Annotated in this window: 22 protein-coding genes; 13 read left to right on the top strand and 9 right to left on the bottom strand. The window is 48.6% G+C overall.

Translation table 11 applies throughout. The features are described from left to right. Nucleotides 1-35: 35 nt before the first annotated feature. The 3 genes from C5O19_RS24230 to C5O19_RS24220 form a co-directional block, all read right to left on the bottom strand. On the bottom strand, nt 36-740 hold the full coding sequence (locus C5O19_RS24230; protein WP_104715940.1) for a 2-phosphosulfolactate phosphatase: 705 nt from the start codon (nt 738-740) through the stop codon (nt 36-38). 108 nt (nt 741-848) lie between these two features. Continuing rightward, nucleotides 849-2681 (bottom strand): DNA polymerase III subunit gamma/tau, encoded by a 1833-nt coding sequence (locus C5O19_RS24225; protein ID WP_104715939.1) that lies wholly within the window; start codon nt 2679-2681, stop codon nt 849-851. A 140-nt stretch (nt 2682-2821) separates the two neighbouring features. After that, on the bottom strand, nt 2822-3445 hold the full coding sequence (locus C5O19_RS24220) for a Uma2 family endonuclease (protein ID WP_104715938.1): 624 nt from the start codon (nt 3443-3445) through the stop codon (nt 2822-2824). 5 nt (nt 3446-3450) lie between these two features. Between C5O19_RS24220 and C5O19_RS26115 the strand changes: the two genes are divergently transcribed. The 6 genes from C5O19_RS26115 to C5O19_RS24195 all read left to right on the top strand — a co-directional run bounded on the left by C5O19_RS26115 (nt 3451) and on the right by C5O19_RS24195 (nt 7562). Then, nucleotides 3451-3819, top strand: a complete 369-nt coding sequence (locus tag C5O19_RS26115; RefSeq protein WP_165796114.1) for a hypothetical protein — start codon at nt 3451-3453, stop codon at nt 3817-3819. Further along, entirely contained in the window at nt 3783-4955 is a 1173-nt protein-coding gene (locus C5O19_RS24215; protein WP_104715937.1) for an aminotransferase class I/II-fold pyridoxal phosphate-dependent enzyme, read from the top strand. The genes C5O19_RS26115 and C5O19_RS24215 overlap by 37 nt, the downstream gene beginning before the upstream one ends. A gap of 47 nt (nt 4956-5002) precedes the next feature. After that, entirely contained in the window at nt 5003-5842 is an 840-nt protein-coding gene (locus C5O19_RS24210) for a prephenate dehydrogenase (protein ID WP_104715969.1), read from the top strand. Between the two features lie 212 nt (nt 5843-6054). Further along, nucleotides 6055-6366 carry a 50S ribosomal protein L21 gene (gene rplU, locus C5O19_RS24205; protein ID WP_094811119.1) on the top strand — a complete coding sequence of 104 codons (312 nt, stop codon included), beginning with the start codon at nt 6055-6057 and terminating at the stop codon, nt 6364-6366. 70 nt (nt 6367-6436) lie between these two features. Beyond that, nucleotides 6437-6709 (top strand): 50S ribosomal protein L27, encoded by a 273-nt coding sequence (rpmA, locus tag C5O19_RS24200; protein WP_094811117.1) that lies wholly within the window; start codon nt 6437-6439, stop codon nt 6707-6709. A gap of 307 nt (nt 6710-7016) precedes the next feature. Further along, the gene (locus C5O19_RS24195) at nt 7017-7562 is read left to right on the top strand and encodes a NifU family protein (RefSeq protein WP_243406502.1); all 546 of its coding nucleotides are present in this window, start codon (nt 7017-7019) and stop codon (nt 7560-7562) included. A 91-nt stretch (nt 7563-7653) separates the two neighbouring features. On the opposite strand, the gene C5O19_RS24190 is transcribed toward C5O19_RS24195, so the two are convergent. Then, entirely contained in the window at nt 7654-8421 is a 768-nt protein-coding gene (locus C5O19_RS24190; protein WP_094813015.1) for a geranylgeranylglyceryl/heptaprenylglyceryl phosphate synthase, read from the bottom strand. Nucleotides 8422-8625: 204 nt separating this feature from the next. Next, nucleotides 8626-9396 carry a copper homeostasis protein CutC gene (locus C5O19_RS24185; RefSeq protein WP_243406501.1) on the bottom strand — a complete coding sequence of 257 codons (771 nt, stop codon included), beginning with the start codon at nt 9394-9396 and terminating at the stop codon, nt 8626-8628. A 181-nt stretch (nt 9397-9577) separates the two neighbouring features. On the opposite strand from C5O19_RS24185, the gene C5O19_RS24180 reads away from it, so the two are divergent. Next, complete coding sequence (locus C5O19_RS24180) at nt 9578-9799, top strand: DUF2795 domain-containing protein (RefSeq protein ID WP_093200032.1); 222 nt, start codon at nt 9578-9580, stop codon at nt 9797-9799. 50 nt (nt 9800-9849) lie between these two features. On the opposite strand, the gene C5O19_RS24175 is transcribed toward C5O19_RS24180, so the two are convergent. Next, the gene (locus C5O19_RS24175; RefSeq protein WP_104715935.1) at nt 9850-11391 is read right to left on the bottom strand and encodes a glycerol-3-phosphate dehydrogenase/oxidase; all 1542 of its coding nucleotides are present in this window, start codon (nt 11389-11391) and stop codon (nt 9850-9852) included. A 117-nt stretch (nt 11392-11508) separates the two neighbouring features. Here C5O19_RS24175 and C5O19_RS24170 point away from each other — a divergent pair, with 117 nt between their 5' ends. Beyond that, nucleotides 11509-11838: a DUF2085 domain-containing protein gene (locus tag C5O19_RS24170; protein WP_104715934.1), complete on the top strand. Its 330-nt coding sequence runs from the start codon at nt 11509-11511 to the stop codon at nt 11836-11838. Nucleotides 11839-11842: 4 nt separating this feature from the next. Here the strand turns inward: C5O19_RS24170 and C5O19_RS24165 are convergent, their stop codons facing one another. The 3 genes from C5O19_RS24165 to C5O19_RS24155 are packed head-to-tail and all read right to left on the bottom strand — an operon-like array spanning nt 11843 to nt 13397. Continuing rightward, a complete protein-coding gene (locus C5O19_RS24165) occupies nt 11843-12616 on the bottom strand; it encodes an exodeoxyribonuclease III (RefSeq protein ID WP_104715933.1) in 774 nt (257 codons plus the stop codon). Between the two features lie 41 nt (nt 12617-12657). Further along, complete coding sequence (locus C5O19_RS24160) at nt 12658-13005, bottom strand: hypothetical protein (protein ID WP_094813023.1); 348 nt, start codon at nt 13003-13005, stop codon at nt 12658-12660. A 44-nt stretch (nt 13006-13049) separates the two neighbouring features. After that, a complete protein-coding gene (locus tag C5O19_RS24155) occupies nt 13050-13397 on the bottom strand; it encodes a carboxymuconolactone decarboxylase family protein (RefSeq protein ID WP_104715932.1) in 348 nt (115 codons plus the stop codon). 114 nt (nt 13398-13511) lie between these two features. Between C5O19_RS24155 and C5O19_RS24150 the strand changes: the two genes are divergently transcribed. The 5 genes from C5O19_RS24150 to C5O19_RS24125 all read left to right on the top strand — a co-directional run bounded on the left by C5O19_RS24150 (nt 13512) and on the right by C5O19_RS24125 (nt 18961). Continuing rightward, nucleotides 13512-13823: a hypothetical protein gene (locus tag C5O19_RS24150; protein ID WP_133163443.1), complete on the top strand. Its 312-nt coding sequence runs from the start codon at nt 13512-13514 to the stop codon at nt 13821-13823. Continuing rightward, nucleotides 13793-14194: a ComF family protein gene (locus tag C5O19_RS24145; protein ID WP_104715930.1), complete on the top strand. Its 402-nt coding sequence runs from the start codon at nt 13793-13795 to the stop codon at nt 14192-14194. Before C5O19_RS24150 ends, C5O19_RS24145 begins: the two co-directional genes overlap by 31 nt. A 61-nt stretch (nt 14195-14255) precedes the next feature. Next, entirely contained in the window at nt 14256-16007 is a 1752-nt protein-coding gene (locus C5O19_RS24140) for a discoidin domain-containing protein (protein ID WP_104715929.1), read from the top strand. 521 nt (nt 16008-16528) lie between these two features. Next, nucleotides 16529-17653, top strand: a complete 1125-nt coding sequence (gene nagA, locus C5O19_RS24135) for an N-acetylglucosamine-6-phosphate deacetylase (protein ID WP_104715928.1) — start codon at nt 16529-16531, stop codon at nt 17651-17653. A gap of 315 nt (nt 17654-17968) precedes the next feature. Continuing rightward, nucleotides 17969-18961 (top strand): ribonucleoside-diphosphate reductase small subunit, encoded by a 993-nt coding sequence (locus C5O19_RS24125; RefSeq protein WP_104715926.1) that lies wholly within the window; start codon nt 17969-17971, stop codon nt 18959-18961. The last annotated feature ends 68 nt before the right edge of the window (nt 18962-19029 follow it).

Genomic DNA, 19029 nt, shown 5'->3' with positions numbered 1-19029 from the left:
CTTCTGTCTGCGTCCGGTATAAAAAAATAAGAATACTACATCCGTACCAGTTGATTGCCCCGTAAAACCGGCAGGACATCATACAAGTCATGTTGTAGACAATACGAAATGTCTTTGTGAATGCCTAATCGGTGCAGGCGGCGTACGTGGGAAGAATTAGCGACAAAGCCCAGTAAATCATTTTGAGCTCCTACGTACAAGCGTTGAGCCATCATAGCGGCGTCTTCGGAAATCATGAAGTCATTCTGCAACCGATTCACCAACGCTCCGGCAAACAGGGTATCTTCCAGGTTGGGTTTGCCTTTCCAGCCCGCACATAGCACCAGCACGTCGTACTGCTGCGTTCGCAGATAGGCTGCTAATGCTTCCAGGTTCAGAAATGACCCAATCATCACTTTCACTGCAGCCCGCGACTTAGTAATAGCCAGCGTACCATTTGTAGTGGTTACGGCAATGGTCGAACCGACAAACTTTTCGTTCATGTAACTGAAGGGAGAGTTATCCAGATCGAAACCATCGGGAGTCATGCCGTTGCGTTCTGCAGCGGCGTAGTAGCCCTGATCGCGTAGTTTAACACACTCATCGATACTCGCCACTGGAATAATCGATTGTACGCCATATGCGAAGCCAGTAACCATACAGGAAGTGGCCCGAAAAATATCCACAACCACAACAATAGCATTATCAATTTTGTGCTGATACAGCAACTCGGGAGTCAGGCAGACGTCTATTTGTTTCATTCGTGATGGGCCACGCGGAGTCATCTACTCCAATTCGCGGCGGCAAAGATACTGAATGTTAGGAGGGAAGCGGTACATCTGGCTAACAATACCGGGATTAACCAGACTTTACCAGTCGAAATCCAATCCCAGACTATTTTTTAATTCGAGCAGAGCGGGATTTTTCTCAGCGAGATAATTAAATTTTTCGGCCTGCGTATAGGGCTGACGACTCGTTTGATGTTCAACCAGAAAGCCGTGAATTTGAATTTGACCGTTCTTTAGCGTCTGCCGCAGGTACGTCAGCAAGTCCGTTTTCAAATCGCTGAGTAGTTCCAGTTGTACCGGATTGTCCAGCCCTAACTGAATAACGTGCCCTTCCAGGGTGAAAACACGATCCAGCATAACCACTTCCGTCATCGAGCCTTTTCCCCGACGAATTTCTACGAATTCTGCCCAGGCCTTGTGGAGGTCTTCTTCCGTATACGGCTGTCGAAGTTGAATAATGGCCTCTTTCTGTTCCGAAGAAGCTTCTGATTTCTCCTCGAAATTATTCAGGTCAATGGTCACCTTCAACCGGGAACTACCGTTCATCGCTTTGACTGGGCGAGCAGGCGGTGGAGGCGTAACCGGCTCCGCAGGCACTTCTGCCACCACGGGTGGAGCTATTACGGGAGCAACCACAGGGGTTGGCTCAGGTGCAGGCGTTTCTGCTACGACAGCAGGAAGGACCGGCGTAACAACCGGGGGAGGAGTAACGGCCGTTTGGCTAACTACGGGTGACGTTACGGGTTCAGTTGACTTTTTTTTTTCGGCTTCTTCCGTATCGGACTGCGTAGGCAACCCGGCCAGATTGAGTACGGAAGGCAGGTGAGCCATCTTCGAAAGCGTAATCTCAACGTGCAGCCGTTGCTGTTTCGCCTGTTTGTAATTGATGTCGCACTGACTGCCCAGGCTCATCGCCGATAGTAGGAACGACAGCGAGGTTTTCGCCGATTGTTCGAGGTAACGATTCTGGACCGATTCAGAAACTTGTAATAAGCGTACCGTCGATGGATCTTTACAGACCATCAGATTTCGGAAATGCTCGATTAACCCGACCACAAACTGGTGTCCGTCGAAGCCTTTTCGCAGAATTTCGTCGAACAGGAGCCAGGTCTGGGGTACACTTCCTGCCAACAAAGCATCAGTCAGGCGGAAGTAATAATCGTAGTCCAGAATGTGCAGGTTATTCAATACATCGTGGTAATGAATCTGACCATCCTTAGAAAAGGTAACGTTCAAATCGAACATCGACAAAGCGTCCCTTAACCCACCGTCGGCTTTCTGAGCGATCAGCTCCAGAGCATCGTACTCCGCTATAATGTCTTCTTGCTGAGCGATCGAGGCCAAGTGATCGGCCATATCCTTGATCTGAATCCGGTTGAAATCAAAAATCTGACAACGACTCAGAATCGTGGGCAGAATTTTGTGTTTCTCCGTCGTCGCCAGAATGAAAATGGCGTAGCTCGGCGGCTCTTCCAACGTTTTTAGAAACGCATTAAAGGCACTCGTCGAAAGCATGTGTACCTCGTCAATGATGTACACTTTTTTACTACCCATCTGGGGCGGATAGCGTACCTGATCGATCAGGTTCCGAATGTCTTCGACGGAGTTGTTGGAGGCCGCATCCAATTCGTGTACGTTCAGCGAAGCATTGTTCTGAAACGCCACGCAGTTTTCACATTCCCCGCAGGGTTCTACGTGATCGTCCAGACGAAGGCAATTGATCGTTTTTGCCAGAATACGGGCACAGGTCGTCTTGCCTACGCCCCGTGGACCGCAAAACAAAAAGGCCTGAGCCAGGTGATGGGTTCGAATGGCGTTTTTGAGCGTCGTTGTAATGTGCGACTGTCCCACTACCGAATCGAATGTCACCGGACGATACTTCCGTGCCGAAACCACAAACTGCTTATCTTCCATGCCGTGAAGTTACGAACGGATTTTCGTTTGTCCTTCGGGAAAGGGCCAGCTTGTTCCTCAAAAAAAGCGGCGACAAGGCTCCGTTTTTTGCGAAGATTTGCCGCCGTCCTTCTGTTCCTCAAAGCGTTACGAAAAAAGGATTACCGGATCGTAAATTCTTCTTCCGGTAAATTTTCAATCTGGTTGTACACGTCATCGATCAGCAGATACGCATCAATCGATTGCAGGTGCACCATATCCGAACCGTGCTCAGCCTGTAGTACCAGAGCCCAGTGCTGCGACTCATTTTTTCGCCATAGCTCGGCATAGATGCGACGGGAATCCACCACCAGATATTCCTGCAGACTTTCGAGACTCCGGTAGTTTTCAAACTTACTCCCCCGGTCGTAATTACTACTACCCGCCGAAGAAACTTCAATCAATACCGTCGGGTTCAGCAGCGTATCGACCTGATCGTCCGAAAATTGGGGTTCACCCGCCGTAATGGCCAAATCGGGATACGTGTAGAAATTCTTGTCGGCTACGAAAACTCGCTGATCGTCCGTGAAACAATGCCCGCTTCCCCGTTCGCTTAACTGCTCTTGGATAGCCCGGCTCAGGTTGGCCTGAATGGCATCGTGTACGCTAACGGTGTCGGCCACTCGCTCATTCAAACTACTCATGGCCAGGAGCTGGCCGTTGAAATACTCGCTTCGTACGGTTGTGGTACGCTCGATTTGCAGGTATTCTTCCTGACTAATAAATGTTCGCTGAAGGTTAGCCATAATGCATGATTTATTTAGAAGTACGAACACAAGTAACTCAAAAATTTTTTGCCAGCTACCTACGCTTAGACGTTGCCCTCTTGCAAATGTTTAGCATAAACGAGCAGAGCTTCCCGATGCCCGTAACATTTCCAGTCATTTCTTTGGCGATTCCAAAATTCCCGGATACTTTTGCCGGGTCTATTGAACACCATGGCAACTTTTCTGTACACGGCTTCTTATTATTACTACTACGCCAACGCGTAGAGCCGGGTAGGAAATTGTCTTTTCAGAAAGCATCGTCACATTCCGCAGCCGGCCCGTATGGAGTCGGTTTTTTTGTTTTATACCCAACAACATGGCAACGATTCAGCCCGCCCAGCGGCTCAACCTAGTACAGGAGTACTACTTTTCGACGAAACTTAAGGAAATCGCCGAAATGAAGAGCCGCGGCCTCGATGTGATTAACCTTGGTATTGGTAGTCCGGATTTACCTCCTTCGCCCGAAACCATCGAGGCATTGAGTAACTCCGCTCACAACCCAAAGCATCACGCGTATCAAAGTTACGTTGGGCTTCCGGCTCTGCGTCAGGCTTTTGCGGGCTGGTACCAAACGTATTTCCACGTGGAGCTTAACCCGGCGAATGAAATTCTGCCATTGATTGGATCGAAAGAAGGAATCATGCACATCGCCATGAGCTACCTCGAACCGGGTACAATCGCTCTGGTGCCCAATCCAGGCTATCCGACTTATCGGGCGGCTTCCTTGCTGACGGGTGCGGAAGTACAGGATTACGAATTGTCGGCGGAAAACGGCTGGCTGCCCGACCTGAAAGCCCTGGCTCAAACAGACCTTTCCCGCGTACGACTGATGTGGGTAAACTACCCACACATGCCAACGGGTGCTCAGGCGACCCCCGCCTTGTACGAAGAATTAGTAGCCTTCGGGAAGGAACATCATATTCTGATTGTCAACGACAACCCCTATAGTTTTGTATTGAATGAAACCTATCAGAGCATTCTTTCCGTACCCGGTGCGAAGGAAGTAGCTTTGGAGCTGAACTCCCTTTCCAAATCGCACAACATGGCGGGCTGGCGAATGGGTATGCTGGCGGGTGGAGCCGAACACGTTTCGAATGTGCTCCGCTTTAAATCGAATATGGATTCGGGGATGTTTCTGCCCTTGCAGGAAGCGGCCATTCAGGCCCTGGCGAATCCGCCGTCCTGGTACGCCGACCTCAACGCAATTTACCGCGAACGGCAGAAGAAAGTATTTGAATTACTCGATTTACTGGATTGCACTTACGATCCCCAACAGACGGGCATGTTTGTCTGGGCCCGAATTCCGACTTCGTACGCTGATGGCTACGCTCTGTCGGATGAAATTCTGTACAAAGCCAACGTCTTTATTACGCCAGGGGGCATTTTTGGCTCCCAGGGCAATGGGTACATCCGAATTTCGCTGTGTGCGGAGGTAGAGGTTTTCAATGCCTCAATTTTACGCATTCGGCATATAAAAGGTATTTGTTAGGTTTCACCCCGCTGAACACTGAAAACCGTAAACTGAAAACTACGAAGATGACGATCGCAATTGTGGGTATCGGATTAATTGGGGGCTCGATGGCTCTTGCTCTCAAAGAATCCGGCTATGCTCAAACCATCATTGGGGTGGATAAACAGGTCGAACACGTGGTGAAGGCTCTTGAGCTGAAACTAGTCGATAAAATGGCCTTGCTCGATGATGCCATTAACCAGTCAGACCTTATTATACTGGCCGTACCCGTCGATGGGTTGCTGAGCCTGCTTCCTTACGTACTGGATCGGATTGATAAACAGATTGTGATCGACGTGGGCTCCACCAAACGCCCAATCGTTGAAGCAGTCAAGAATCATCCCAACCGACGTAGGTTCGTGGCCACGCACCCGATGGCGGGTACGGAGTATTCCGGGCCTGAAGCAGCCGTCCAGGGTTTATTCACCGGAAAATACAACGTCATCTGCGACGCCGCCGACTCGGATTCGGACGCCGTTGCTACCGTGAAGGAATTGTACGAAGCCATCGGTATGAAGATTACGGAACTTGATTCCGTCTCGCACGATGTCCATACGGCTTACATTTCACACATTTCGCACATTTGTTCGTTTGCCCTGGCGTTAACCACACTGGAGAAAGAGAAAGAAGCCAATCGCATCTTCGAACTGGCGAGTTCGGGTTTTGCCAGTACGGTTCGTCTGGCGAAAAGCTCACCCGAAACCTGGATTCCCATTTTCCGGCAAAACCGAGAAAATATCCTGGACGTCCTCGATGAATACATTAATAACTTATTGAAATTCAAGGGATTAATGCTATCAGACAGTTACGAAAAATTCCAGAGTTATCTGAAAGAAGCGAACGATATTCAGCGAATTCTGGAGTAGCGGTTAGTTGATGGTTGTTAGTTATTGGTTGATAGATGTTGGTTGATAGATGCTTGCCTTGCTAGTTGATTGCGGATCAGAGCATCAAGCGTTTACCAACAACCCTTAACGAAAAGCCAATAACTATCAACATTTTTTTACAGAGATTGCTGATTTTCAAAAGAATTTCTTACCTTTGCAGTCCATTTTTCAGGACCAAACATAAGTAAGAAATGTACGCAATTGTCGAGATCGCAGGTCAGCAATTTAAAGTCGAAAAAAACCGCTACCTCTACACGCATCGTTTAGCGGGTGAGGAGGGTGCTGCCCTTGTGCTGGATAAGGTTCTGCTGGTGGACAATGACGGTGTAATTACAGTAGGTGCTCCCACCGTAGCGGGTGCCACTGTTTCAGCCAAGATCCTTAACCACGTTCGTGGAGAAAAGGTCATTGTCTTCCGCAAGAAACGCCGCAAGGGGTATCAGAAGCAAAACGGCCACCGTCAAGACCTGACGAAAATCTTAATCGAAGAAATTTCATTGTAATTAGTTGATTGTAATTGGTTGCTGGCAGGTCCACCAACTGAAAACTATCCACTAAAAACCAAACAAGATCATGGCACACAAAAAAGGGGTCGGTAGCTCCAAAAACGGCCGGGAATCGGAAAGTAAACGTCTCGGCGTAAAGATCTTCGGCGGACAAGCAGCCATCGCTGGTAACGTGCTGGTTCGTCAACGCGGAACCCAACACAATCCGGGTCGCAACGTAGGTATTGGTAAAGACCATACGCTATTTGCTTTAACGGACGGAGTCGTTGAATTTAAGAAAGGCCTGAAAGGTCGTTCTTTCGTTAGCGTACTTCCCGTAGCTGTTGAAGCGGAAGCGTAGTTTACCATCCGGTAAAATCATTAAAAAAGCCTGTCTGACTTGTTCGGACAGGCTTTTTTGGTTTCGGTTTATGGTTTTCTCTCTTCAGTGCATAGAAGGCTGTTTTCAGCATACAAGGCAGGTTGCTTGGCAATTACTAAGCATTATAAATCTGAAGCCCTACCCATTATTCCCGTAAAACCTATAATTAGGGAAACTCAACGCTCCCCTTTTGTGTTCGATTAAAAGCTATACATTAGAAACTCCCAGCATTATGCTCCGACCGCAGGTACTTATTTATACGGAAACCACTCCGAACCCAAATTCAATGAAGTTTGTTATTAACTTCGAATTGGTACCCGAAGGTGTTTCCTTTGATTTTGCTTCTCCTTCCGAGGCTATTTCACCGGAGAAAAACTCTCCACTGGCCGTTGAGCTGTTCGGATATGACTGGGTACAACGCGTATTCATTTCCTACAATTTTGTTACCGTCACCAAGAACGACGAAACGGAATGGGAAGAAGTACTCTTCGATACCAAGCAATTGATTAAACGGTACATGGATAGTGGTAAACCGGTGCTGACGAAGGCCGCTGCCGAGACACAGCACGAAGCCATTAATGCTGAGCAGGACAGTGATACGATTATTAAGATTAAAGCGGTACTCGATCAATACGTGAAGCCTGCCGTAGAAATGGACGGTGGAGCCATTACGTTCTCTTCGTTTCAGGAAGATACCGGTATCGTTAAACTTTTATTACAGGGCTCCTGTAGCGGATGTCCTTCTTCTACCATGACGCTGAAAGCAGGCATTGAAAATCTGCTGACCCGCATGGTTCCGGAAGTAAAACTGGTTGAAGCCGAAGGCGTATAATAGCAATCAGTCTTTTCAGACTTTCCTTTTCCCCAAGAAAGCAAAAGCCCGAACGCTGTAAAGCATTCGGGCTTTTTATTGATTACGCCGCTTACCAATTAATGGCGAGGGCTTCATTGCATTTTCGTACCGTAGCCGCGATTTCGGGTAGTAAATCCGGATTCTTTTCGATTCCATTCCCCACCACAATTACATCGGCTCCGGCCTGTAAAGCCATTTTTGCTTTTTGAGTTGAATCAATACCTCCCCCTACAATAATCGGCGTATCTACGCTTTGGCGTACGGCAGCAATCATTTCGGGCGTGATACTTTTAAGCGCTCCACTACCCGCGTCCAGATACGTCAGTCGCAAGCCCAGCATTTCTCCCGCCATGGCCGTACAGGCCGCTACGGCTGGTTTATTATTGGGAATAGGGGTGGTGTGCGACATGTACGAAGCCGTGGTTTGCTGCCCCGCATCGATCAGTAAATACCCGGTCGGTAGAATTTCCAGACCTGATTTCTTCAGCATTGGAGCCGCGACTACCTGTTGTCCAATCAGATATTCTGGGTTTCTACCCGAAATCAGAGATAAAAACAGAACTGCATCCGCAGCCGGATGCACGTGCATATTGCTTCCTAAAAACAATACGACCGGAATCGTCGTGTATTCTCGAATGAGAGCAATAATGTCACCCATCTGAAATTGAGTGATCAGACTCCCTCCGAGAAAGAAAAAATCCACTTGCTCCTGTTGAGCCCGTTGTAATAATAGAGGAAATTCATCCAAACGTACATCGTCCGGATCAATCAAAACCGCAAATGCCTTTCGACCTTGTTCCCGATACGTAATGAACTGATTAAGAATCGGTTTTATCATGAGAATTTATTCGGTTAAAGCAGAAACGGCCCTTAAGATAGCCGGCTATTCCCCTTGCACATTCCATTGGTACGAACCACAAACATGGCAGTAGTGTTTGTTGATCCTATGCCAAAAGTACAAACTTTGAGTGGAAAAAGGGTTTTAGGTTTGAAAATGCTAGTATCCGGCCTTTCGTTCCAACGAAATACGTACCGAAATAACCTATTTTTTCACCCGTTCGACGACTTGAGCTACGCGTTCCCAATCCGTATAAGCAATGTCGTATTCAGGTACGGCGGCTACGCCTCCCAAAGCGATCCCTTCTTTTCGGTATTCCATTCGGCTATCCCGGCTCACTTTGCCCGTCAGGTGCAACGCCTGTACGCCCGTTTCCAGTAATCCCTCCGCATTGGCCGCATTGACCCCACTACCCGCCATAATCTCGATCCGACTGGCAGCCTGCTCTACCATCCGCTCTAATTCCGCTGTACCATCCGGAGCTTTATCGGCCCCACCCGAGGTAAGAATAATCCGACAACCCGTCGCAATAACGTCTTCAACCGCCTCGGCAAGGTCTTGTGCAAAATCAATAGCCCGGTGAAACGTAACCGGCAGGGGAGCCGCCAGTTGTACCAGTTCACGGGTACGCTCGACGTCGACGCGTCCATCCGGTAACAAAATACCCAGCACGATACCCTGTACCCCCGCTGCTTTAAAGGTTTCAATTTCGGCTTTCATTACCTCAAACTCAAGGTCATCGTAGCAAAAATCACCTCCTCGAGGCCGTATCATGACGTTAATCGGTAAGGAAACATGCTTTAGAGAAGCCTGTACTACGCCCAAAGATGGGGTCGTTCCGCCCTCAAAAGGGGAAGCACATAACTCAATTCGGTCAGCTCCGGCTTTTTCAGCCGCTAGACACGATTCCAGTGAATACGAACAAACTTCAACCTTTCTTAAAACACGTTCCATTCCACCTTCCAATACACTCATAGTCAGATTATTACGGGTAAAAATTAAAATCAATTATATTTTTTTTCGAAAGAACGATCTTTTTTGGAACGTTTTTTATTTTATTCAAGCGAAAAATAGCGGTAAGTCTCCAAGCAATGCAAAAAAGACTTACTTTTGCAGTCATTTTTCTGAACCCATTATTCCATAGGAGGGAAAACGCATGTACTGGACCCTTGAACTTGCTTCCTATCTGGAGGATGCTCCGTGGCCTGCAACGAAAGACGAGCTTATTGACTATGCCATTCGGACGGGTGCTCCGCTGGAAGTAGTTGAGAACCTTCAAGAACTCGAAGACGACGGTCAACCTTACGAAAGCATTGAAGAAATCTGGCCGGATTATCCGACAAAAGATGATTTCTTCTTCAACGAAGACGAATATTGATTCTTTGTTGAACCATAGGTATTACTAGGCCCGATTGATTCGGGCCTTTTTTATTGCAATAACCGTTCGACCAATGGGTACACGCGTTGGGTAGCTTCCGCATCAATTAAACCCAGACCCAGGCGACGGTACAAGAGATCTTCGGGCGTACAGGCCATTTCCTGTCTGCGGGCGAAGATTACCTCGGCCTGAATAAACGGGTGCGGAGCCACCAGCGGTTGTTTCCAATCCGGATTTTCCTGCGTTAAGGCCAGTACATCCATTGCTTCGGTTCCGTAGGTACGGGCCAGATGCCGAGCCACTTCTTCCGTTAAACCATACGTTTGCTGGAGTTTCAGAAATAAATCGGGTGTATAGGCTTCACCACCCGCCAGCCGGTACTGTTCGGTGGAACAGTCCTTCTTCACCTTCAATTGCTCACAAACCGCGTCGATCGTATCGCTGGCCATGAGGCGATAGGTCGTCCATTTGCCGCCCAAAATACTGATGAGCTTGGTTTTATCATCTACCTCTACTTCATGATCGCGTACCAGTGATTTCGTATCCTTGGCAAAGATGGCTTCAATCAGGGGGCGTTGCCCCGTGAAACCCGCTCGAATATCCGCTTCCGTAATGGGTGTCTTCAGATACCGATTCACGTAACTCATCAGGTATTTCTCCTCCGCCAGCGTCGGACGTGGTGTATCGCTCAGTTCATCTTCCAGATCGGTAGTACCTACTAGGACCTGATCCTTCCAGGGAATGAGAAATAGTACCCGCCCATCGTCGGTTTTAGGCACCAGAATAGCGGTATTGCCCGGCAGGTGGCTTTTTTCCAGTACAATATGAGAACCCCGACTCACGCGGATACGCGGTCGTGACTTCGCATTGGCCATGGTACGGATCTGATCCGAAAAAGGCCCCGTTGCATTCACGAATACCTTCGCCTGAATGTCGTAGGTATGGCCGTTAAGGGTATCCTTTACTTCCAGCTTCCGCACTTTACCGGATTTTGAATAGCCAAAAGCCAGAGCTTCGGTATGGTTGAGTACGACCGCTCCTTCTTTTGCCGCCGATTTAATGAGCGCCAGGGCAAAACGGGCATCGTCCAGCTGACCATCGTAGTACAAGACGGCACTGTGTAAATGCTCGGTTTGGAGCTGAGGAACGTGTTCGAGTACCTGTGTTTTAGATAACCAGCGGCTCGGCTGAATATTTCGTGAACCCGCCATCCAGTCGTATATTTTCAGCCCGATGCTGTAATACATGCCTTCCAGCCAGCTTCGGCAGGGCGTCAGTAAGGGTAAGGATCTAGTCAGGTGCGGAGCATTCTGCAGGAGGGTACGCCGTTCGTGCAAGGCTTTACGAACCATTCGAAACTGATCTGGACTCAATTGCTTGACGGCCTGTTCGAGATACCGAACGCCGCCGTGGATCAGTTTTGTAGATTTGGAGGACGTTTGAGCCGCGAAATCTTCTTTTTCAATCAGACACACGCTGAGGCCCCGTAAAGCAGCGTCAAGAGCACAGCCCGCTCCGGTGGCTCCTCCGCCAATGATACAAACATCAAAGGTTTGCGTAGGTAACTGATCGAAAAATGCGGTACGATTCATAACGGGCTAGAGCATAGGAACCATTGGCGATATAGAAGTTTTTCTGCAGTAAACCCATTCTACACCAAAGATTTTTTAATTGCTTAACGTTTGATTCTAAAAAGTCTTGTTCATCCTATGTGGTTCGCCTGCCATCGTCGCCCTGATCGTTCCTTTTTCTGGAAAGGTCGTCCTTTTCCGGTATGTGCCCGTTGTACAGGATTATATGTGGGTTACGGAATAGGCCTTCTCTTGAGCCTCTGGCTGGGACCGCTCGCTTCCTTCTGGTCGGTAGTACTGATCATTCCCCTGCTCATCGATAGCTTCACGCAATACTGGCAGTGGCGGGAAAGCAATAATCCGCTTCGACTGATTACGGGCCTGCTGGCGGGTACGGGCATCGTACTGCTCACCATTGGCTTTGCGTATACGGCGGCTCTGGCCTTAACCGTTGTGGATGGCTACTAGTTAGCTACGCGTGATTCGTCGTTAACTCCAGCATGACCGGACAATGATCGGAGTGTTTAATGTCTGACCAGATGGCTGCGTCTTTCAATCGTTCGCGTAACGGTTCCGTCGCCAGTTGGTAATCAATCCGCCAGCCCAGATTTTTGCTACGGGCTCCGGCCCGAAAGCTCCACCAGGTATACTGATGCGGCTCGGGATGAAAGTGCCGGAAGGTATCAATGAATCCACTTTCCAGAAAACGACCCATCCAGGCCCGCTCTTCGGGCAGAAAGCCGGACGAATTGGCGTTGGACTTCGGGTTATGAATATCAATCGGCTGGTGGCAAATGTTGTAATCCCCCGAAATAATCAGGTTCGGGATCTCCTTTTTCAGGTCATCAATGTACTCCTGAAAATCAGACAAAAATTCCATCTTGAATGCCTGTCGCATGTCCCCGCTCGATCCCGAAGGCAGGTACAGACTCATAAACGAAAAATCATCGAAATCGGCCCGCAGGATGCGGCCTTCGTCGTCATAGATCGCGTTTCCACAACCGTATGCCACGTGTTTGGGCGTGTGCTTGGACAGAATAGCAACGCCGGAGTACCCTTTTTTCACCGCCGGATACCAGTACAGCTGATAACCCAGGTCTTCGAAGATGGTGCGATCAAACTGATGAATCTCCGATTTTACTTCCTGTAGAGCCACTACATCGGCGTTGGTACTCTGGAGCCATTCCGCAAAACCTTTCGTCAGGGCTGAACGAATGCCGTTGACGTTGTACGTAAGTAATTTCATAGGGGAAAATGGAAAACGGAAGAGATTTCTCTCTTCCGTAGCTATATAATGCCTTCGCGTTCGAAGTATTCCAGTACGTGCTGTTTGAGCAGGGTTTCCTGATTAAGCAAGTCGACAAAGGGCAGGGGCTGTACCAGCTTCCAATGCGGCCAGCCATCCGCATCCAGACCTTCGAGTTCGTAATAGCCACTATAACTCAACACTTTACAAACCGCAATGTGCATCAAATCCTGTTTTTGTTCTTTCGTAAAGAACTGATGGCCTTTGCCCAATTCCTGTACGCCAATCAAAAACAGAACGCCATTCAAATCCGCCGGACGCTTGCCGATCATGCCTTCCAGCTGATCCAACAACTGTTCCCAATCCTGATCTTCTAATTCTTGTTTCATACCCTTGCTAACAGTAAAAACGGCTCGAAACGTTCGGAAAAACGTTACTCGGTACCTTTCTGCAATTCGTCCCAATATTCAACGGCTCGCCGCAGGTGCGGAATGACGATCGTACCGCCAATGACCGTAGCGATAGAGAATACTTCCTGCATTTCGGCCTCGGTAACCCCCAGTTCGTAACACTTGCCCAGGTGGTACTTTACGCAATCATCGCAACGCAGTACCATCGAGCAGGCCAGTCCAATGAGTTCCTTAGTCTTACTACTGACCGCTCCTTCGGCGTAAGTATTCGTATCGAGGTTGAATAAGCGTTTGATAATCAGATTATCCGAGCCCAGAATGCGTTCGTTCATCCGGCTGCGGTATTCGTCGAATTGTTCAACTAATGCCATGTCTGTTGATTGATTGTGAAGCGTGCTACTTAGAAGGCTACGCGATGCATTTACTAAACGGTGCAATTCCTTCTGATTTTCCCGGCGAAGTTAGCCGAAAAACTCACCCCAATCATGAAAAGCTACTGGCAGTCGTTCTGGACCTTGTTATTTCCACGCATTTGTCTGGACTGTCAGCAAACGCTGGCCGAAGGCGAAGACCTGCTCTGTACCACCTGCCGCTTTGATTTGCCCGTTACCCGTAGCTGGCAAACGGGCGATTCGATCGTAGCCGACAAGTTCGCCGGAAAAATCCCCGTGGCCAGTGTTCATGCCTACCTCAAGTTTCGCAAGGGAGGGAAAGTCCAGCATTTTTTACACCAGCTCAAGTACAATAACGAACCCGAAGTTGGGCCTTGCTGGGCCGTCTGTTCGGCGTGGAATTGAAAGCAGCGAGCCTGACTGCGGATTTGCTACTACCCGTTCCGCTACACGAAAGCCGCCAGCGACAACGGGGCTACAACCGGAGCGACAGCATTGCCGAGGGGCTTTCACAATTACTGGAAATTCCCTGGTCGAATCAACTGTTGAAGAAAGAAATGGCTACGGCCAGCCAAACCCGTAAAACCCGCTGGGAACGCGTTCAGAACGTAGCCAAGGTCTTTACCATCACGCAGCCTGAATTCATACAAAATCAGCGAATTGCCCTGATTGATGATATCGTGACCACGGGCTCTACGCTGGAAGCGTGTGCTCAGGTTCTGCTTGAAAAGGGTTGCCGGGAAGTGCACATCTGGACGCTGGCGACTGCTCTTTGAAACGGATTCAATCTAAAAAATTCGTAATTTCGAAAACTAAACCCTTTGAATACGAATACCTATGCTTCGCTTCTTATCCGTTTTGCTCGCTACAACGTTCCTATTGTTCAGCAGCTTTTCGAGTGATGCCCAGCGTACGTACTGTAATCCGATGGACATTGGCTATCGGTACAATTTCGAGCAGCTCAACGAACAGATTTCGTACCGCTCGGGAGCCGATCCGGTGATTGTTAATCATAAAGGTGAGTACTATCTGTTCGTAACCATCTCGGGCGGGTACTGGCATTCCAACGATTTGTCGCACTGGGACTTTATAACGCCCGACAAATGGCCCTTCGAGGATATGTGTGCCCCGGCCGCCCTGTCGGTCCGGGATACGCTTTTCTTGTTTCAGTCAACCTTCGAGCAGCGGCCTATTCTGTATTCCGTAGCCCCTGAAAAAGGGAAACTCCACTTCTATAACCGCTGGCTACCGCGTTTACCCAAAGACATTGGTCCCTGGGACCCCGCCCTTTTTCACGATGAAGACACCGACAAGTGGTTCATGTACTGGGGTTCTTCGAATGTGTATCCCATTTTCGGAGCCGAACTCGATCCCAAACGCCGGTTGACTTACGCGGGTCCGTACCAATCCATGTTCTGGCTCGATCCCTGGAAGCACGGCTGGGAACGTTTCGGCCCGAATCACGCCGATTTAATGAAGCCTTTTGTGGAAGGAGCCTGGATGACTAAATATAATAAAAAGTATTATCTGCAGTATGGAGCACCTGGCACCGAGTACAACGTATATGCTACCGGTACTTACGTGGGAAAAGATCCGCTAGGCCCCTGGGAGTACGCTCCCTACAATCCGATTTCGTACAAACCCGGCGGCTTCATGAACGGAGCGGGACATGGCAATACGTTTCAGGATAACTATGGTAATTACTGGAATACCGGCACGCCCTGGATTGGGGTAAACTGGCCCATGGAACGCCGACTGGCTATGTTTCCGGCGGGCTTTGATGCCGACGACCAGATGTACGCCAATACACGTTTCGGCGATTTCCCGCACTATTTGCCTACCAAGAAATGGCAGCGTAAAGACGAGCTGTTTACGGGCTGGATGCTGCTTTCGTACCGCAAACCCGTGACGGCCTCTTCGGTAAAGGACACCCTGCGAGCCGAGCTCGTCACGGATGAAAATCCACGTACCTACTGGGTGGCTCGCCAGAACCGGGCCGGTGAATGGCTAACGATTGATTTGCAGCAGCCCTCGGATGTTCGGGCGGTACAGGTAAACTACACCGACTATAAAAACAACGTCTATAATAGCGATTCGACCGTTTATACGCAGTTTACATTGCTCCATTCACTCGACGGAAAGAAATGGGAATTGCTCACGGATTTATCAAAAGAAAAGAAACGGGATCGAGCCTGTGCATACATTGAGCTGTCTCAGCCTGTTCGCACGCGGTACATTCGGTATGAACATGGCTACACGGCCGGTCCCCATTTAGCTATTAGCGATGTTCGGGTGTTCGGAAAAGGGAGTGGAAAACAACCCGCCATCCCGGGAAATTTCCGGGTAATTCGACAAAAAGATGAGCGAAATGCCAATATTCGCTGGGAAAAGGTGCCCGGAGCCGTGGGATATAATATTCGCTGGGGCATTGCTCCTGATAAATTGTACCAGACCTATCAAATCTGGAATGATCAGCCCAGTACGTTGGAGTTACGGGCTCTGAATATAGGTGTTTCGTACAGTTTCGCTATTGAAACTTTCAATGAAAGTGGCATATCTTCCTTAAGTTCGGTCATTTCTATTAAGTAATTTTCTATATATTGCAGAGGCTTTTCTTCTATTTACTGGCCGCCACTCAGTTGTAGCATTCCGGGCCTTTGACGAGACGATTTTTCGCCTCGCTTACTCACATGTTTATCTTCATTTGGTATTCGCCGTTTTACGCAACTTTTCCATTGGAAGGCGTTTCTTGACGTTTTACGTGAAAAAGTAGTAATTCATCGAAAGCAATTCCGGGTACCTAAAAAAACGGGGTAACATTGACATACGAAGTTGTTTTTTTCACGTTTTAGTTTTGCTCTACTATGGTAACGGCACCTACCTACATCGACCTTAAAAACAATCAATCGGTTAGTATTCCAATGAAAAAAGCAAGAAAAAAGCCTCGCTCGTACAATTGGCTTAATGTTGTTGTTTGGATCGTTGGTGTACCTCTGGTTACTTTCTTGTGGCTGGCCCTGATGGCCTACCTGATTTCTATTATTTTCTAATTTTCTGGATTAAAAAATCCCTTTTACATACGTTCTTTGAGGCTCAACTACACGGTGGTTATGAGCCTCTTTGCCTTTACAAACGTCCGTATCTTCACGGGCTCTGCCTTTATTGAGCATCAACATCTGCTAATCGACGACCAGACCATTCTTGGTTTAAGCGATTCCATTCCCGAAACGGCTACTGTGATCGACGGTCAGCAGGCCGTACTCGCTCCGGGTTTTGTCGAACTTCAGGTGTACGGCGGGCAAGGCACTTTATTCACGACCGAACCTACACCCGAAGCCATTCAGAAGAACTACGAAGAACATCTCGCTGGTGGAACCACCCATTTTCAGATTACCTACCATACCGGCCCTTTAACGGGCATGCTCGCCGCCATTGCCGCCTGTCGTACGTACCGGCAACAGGGCGGTCAGGGCTTAGTAGGGCTTCATCTCGAAGGTCCTTACTTCAATCCGGTCAAACGCGGGGCCCATTTACTTTCCTACATTCGGAAAGCGACCATTGCTGAACTCGAACAACTCGTCGAAGCGGCGGGTGATCTACCTCTATTTCTGACGCTGGCTCCGGAAGAAGCGGATCCAGAAGTCCTGGACTGGCTCCTGCAAAGTCCAATCATACTCTCCGCAGGGCATTCCAATGCTACGTATCCACAGGCGATGCAAGCTTTTCAACAGGGAATAGGACTCGTAACGCACCTGTTCAATGCCATGTCGCCCTTCAATAGTCGCGAACCCGGTTTACTCGGAGCCACTTTCGATTCATCCGTGCGAGCCAGCATCATTGTCGATGGTATTCACGTGGATTTTGCCAGCGTACGCATTGCTCATAAGCTCATGGGTGATCGGCTGTTTTTCATTACGGACGCCGTTACGGAAGATACACGGGGCGAGTACAAGTTTAGTTTCAACCCGGTTACGCAACGCTTTGAGGATGAAAGCGGTACCCTTTCTGGTTCCTCACTTACCCTGATGCAGGCCGTTGCCAACGCCGTTGAACAAGTGGGTATCCCGCTGGAGGAAGCCTTACGGATGGCCTCGCTGTATCCCGCCCAGATTATTGGGAAGGACCATCAGTTGGGACGTATTGCAGCCGGATACGAGGCCAGCTTGGTCTTGTTTGATCCGCACTTTGTCTTGCAAGGCGTGTACACCCAAGGAGCATACCGGTCCTTCGTATAGGATTATGTCTGGCTGGGCAAACACGTACAAAAAAGATATTTTTACGTTTATTGCAAGAAACGATAGGAGTAATTCCCACACCCTTTGGGCCTTGCAAAAAGGTTCCCAAAAATGCATTTTTCTTCTTTAAAAAATTCCTTGTATCCCCCGCTGAAAGCCCTAATTTTGTTGACAGTTCAGCACCAATGCTGAACCCTAACGGCCTGAATGAGGCCGTTTTTAATGGCTACAGTCCAACTCTGATTATCAGCGTTTTACTTGCCGCCATAATGTAACACGTCTGATAAAACTTCTTAAACATTTAATTGAACTGCTATGGCTCAGGAGCATATTGGTAATGAACCGCTACTGGTAGAAGATCCCATGCGATTTGTACTGTTTCCCATCAAACATCATGACATTTGGGAGATGTACAAAAAGCACGAAGCCTCTTTCTGGACAGCCGAGGAAATTGACCTGGGCCAGGACCTGAAGGACTGGGAGAACCTCAACGACGGTGAACGTCACTTCATCTCACACGTGCTGGCCTTTTTTGCGGCTTCCGACGGAATTGTCAACGAAAACCTGGCCGTTAACTTCCTTAGTGAAGTACAATACGCGGAAGCCAAGTGCTTCTACGGTTTTCAGGTTATGATGGAAAACATCCACTCAGAAACCTATTCGTTACTAATTGATACTTACATCAAGAACCCTACCGAAAAAGATAAGATGCTGCGGGCGATTGATACCATCGAATGCGTGCAGAAGAAAGCGGAATGGGCACTCAAATGGATCAACAGTGACAACTTTACGGAACGGCTCATTGCCTTTGCGGCCGTAGAAGGCATATTCTTCTCGGGCTCGTTCTGTTCCATCTTCTGGCTGAAGAAACGGGGTTTAATGCCGGGGCTTTCCTTCTCTAATGAGCTGATCTCACGGGACGAGGGCTTACACTGTGACTTCGCCTGTATGCTTTACACGAATCACATCGTCAACAAGCTACCGAAAGAACGCGTTTACGACATTATTCTGGACGCCGTAGCGATCGAAAAAGAGTTCGTAACCGACGCTTTGCCCGTATCGCTGATTGGTATGAACGCTACCTTGATGAATCAATACATCGAGTTTGTAGCGGATCGTTTGCTGGTAGCCTTAGGACTTGAGAAGCAGTTTAACGCGACGAATCCTTTTGATTTCATGGAAATGATTTCGCTGCAAGGCAAAACTAACTTCTTTGAAAAACGCGTAGGTGAGTACCAGAAAGCTGGCGTCATGGCCAACCAGCAGGAAAAAGATGCGAACAAATTCGCTCTGGACGAAGACTTCTAAGCATATACTCCGTTGGATCGTCTATAAAAACCCGCAGCCCAGCGTTGCGGGTTTTTTATGTCTGACCT

This window comes from Siphonobacter curvatus (assembly GCF_002943425.1).
Taxonomy (GTDB): domain Bacteria; phylum Bacteroidota; class Bacteroidia; order Cytophagales; family Spirosomataceae; genus Siphonobacter; species Siphonobacter curvatus.
Note: the sequence above shows the minus strand (reverse complement) of the source record. Positions and strands in the feature narration are given on the sequence as shown.

Coding starts and splice junctions, on each gene's coding strand:
- C5O19_RS24230 (WP_104715940.1), bottom strand. CDS start 740: ATGAAACAAATAGACGTCTGCCTGACTCCCGAGTTGCTGTATCAGCAC.
- C5O19_RS24225 (WP_104715939.1), bottom strand. CDS start 2,681: ATGGAAGATAAGCAGTTTGTGGTTTCGGCACGGAAGTATCGTCCGGTG.
- C5O19_RS24220 (WP_104715938.1), bottom strand. CDS start 3,445: ATGGCTAACCTTCAGCGAACATTTATTAGTCAGGAAGAATACCTGCAA.
- C5O19_RS26115 (WP_165796114.1), top strand. CDS start 3,451: ATGATTTATTTAGAAGTACGAACACAAGTAACTCAAAAATTTTTTGCC.
- C5O19_RS24215 (WP_104715937.1), top strand. CDS start 3,783: ATGGCAACGATTCAGCCCGCCCAGCGGCTCAACCTAGTACAGGAGTAC.
- C5O19_RS24210 (WP_104715969.1), top strand. CDS start 5,003: ATGACGATCGCAATTGTGGGTATCGGATTAATTGGGGGCTCGATGGCT.
- rplU (WP_094811119.1), top strand. CDS start 6,055: ATGTACGCAATTGTCGAGATCGCAGGTCAGCAATTTAAAGTCGAAAAA.
- rpmA (WP_094811117.1), top strand. CDS start 6,437: ATGGCACACAAAAAAGGGGTCGGTAGCTCCAAAAACGGCCGGGAATCG.
- C5O19_RS24195 (WP_243406502.1), top strand. CDS start 7,017: ATGAAGTTTGTTATTAACTTCGAATTGGTACCCGAAGGTGTTTCCTTT.
- C5O19_RS24190 (WP_094813015.1), bottom strand. CDS start 8,421: ATGATAAAACCGATTCTTAATCAGTTCATTACGTATCGGGAACAAGGT.
- C5O19_RS24185 (WP_243406501.1), bottom strand. CDS start 9,396: ATGAGTGTATTGGAAGGTGGAATGGAACGTGTTTTAAGAAAGGTTGAA.
- C5O19_RS24180 (WP_093200032.1), top strand. CDS start 9,578: ATGTACTGGACCCTTGAACTTGCTTCCTATCTGGAGGATGCTCCGTGG.
- C5O19_RS24175 (WP_104715935.1), bottom strand. CDS start 11,391: ATGAATCGTACCGCATTTTTCGATCAGTTACCTACGCAAACCTTTGAT.
- C5O19_RS24170 (WP_104715934.1), top strand. CDS start 11,509: ATGTGGTTCGCCTGCCATCGTCGCCCTGATCGTTCCTTTTTCTGGAAA.
- C5O19_RS24165 (WP_104715933.1), bottom strand. CDS start 12,616: ATGAAATTACTTACGTACAACGTCAACGGCATTCGTTCAGCCCTGACG.
- C5O19_RS24160 (WP_094813023.1), bottom strand. CDS start 13,005: ATGAAACAAGAATTAGAAGATCAGGATTGGGAACAGTTGTTGGATCAG.
- C5O19_RS24155 (WP_104715932.1), bottom strand. CDS start 13,397: ATGGCATTAGTTGAACAATTCGACGAATACCGCAGCCGGATGAACGAA.
- C5O19_RS24150 (WP_133163443.1), top strand. CDS start 13,512: ATGAAAAGCTACTGGCAGTCGTTCTGGACCTTGTTATTTCCACGCATT.
- C5O19_RS24140 (WP_104715929.1), top strand. CDS start 14,256: ATGCTTCGCTTCTTATCCGTTTTGCTCGCTACAACGTTCCTATTGTTC.
- nagA (WP_104715928.1), top strand. CDS start 16,529: ATGAGCCTCTTTGCCTTTACAAACGTCCGTATCTTCACGGGCTCTGCC.
- C5O19_RS24125 (WP_104715926.1), top strand. CDS start 17,969: ATGGCTCAGGAGCATATTGGTAATGAACCGCTACTGGTAGAAGATCCC.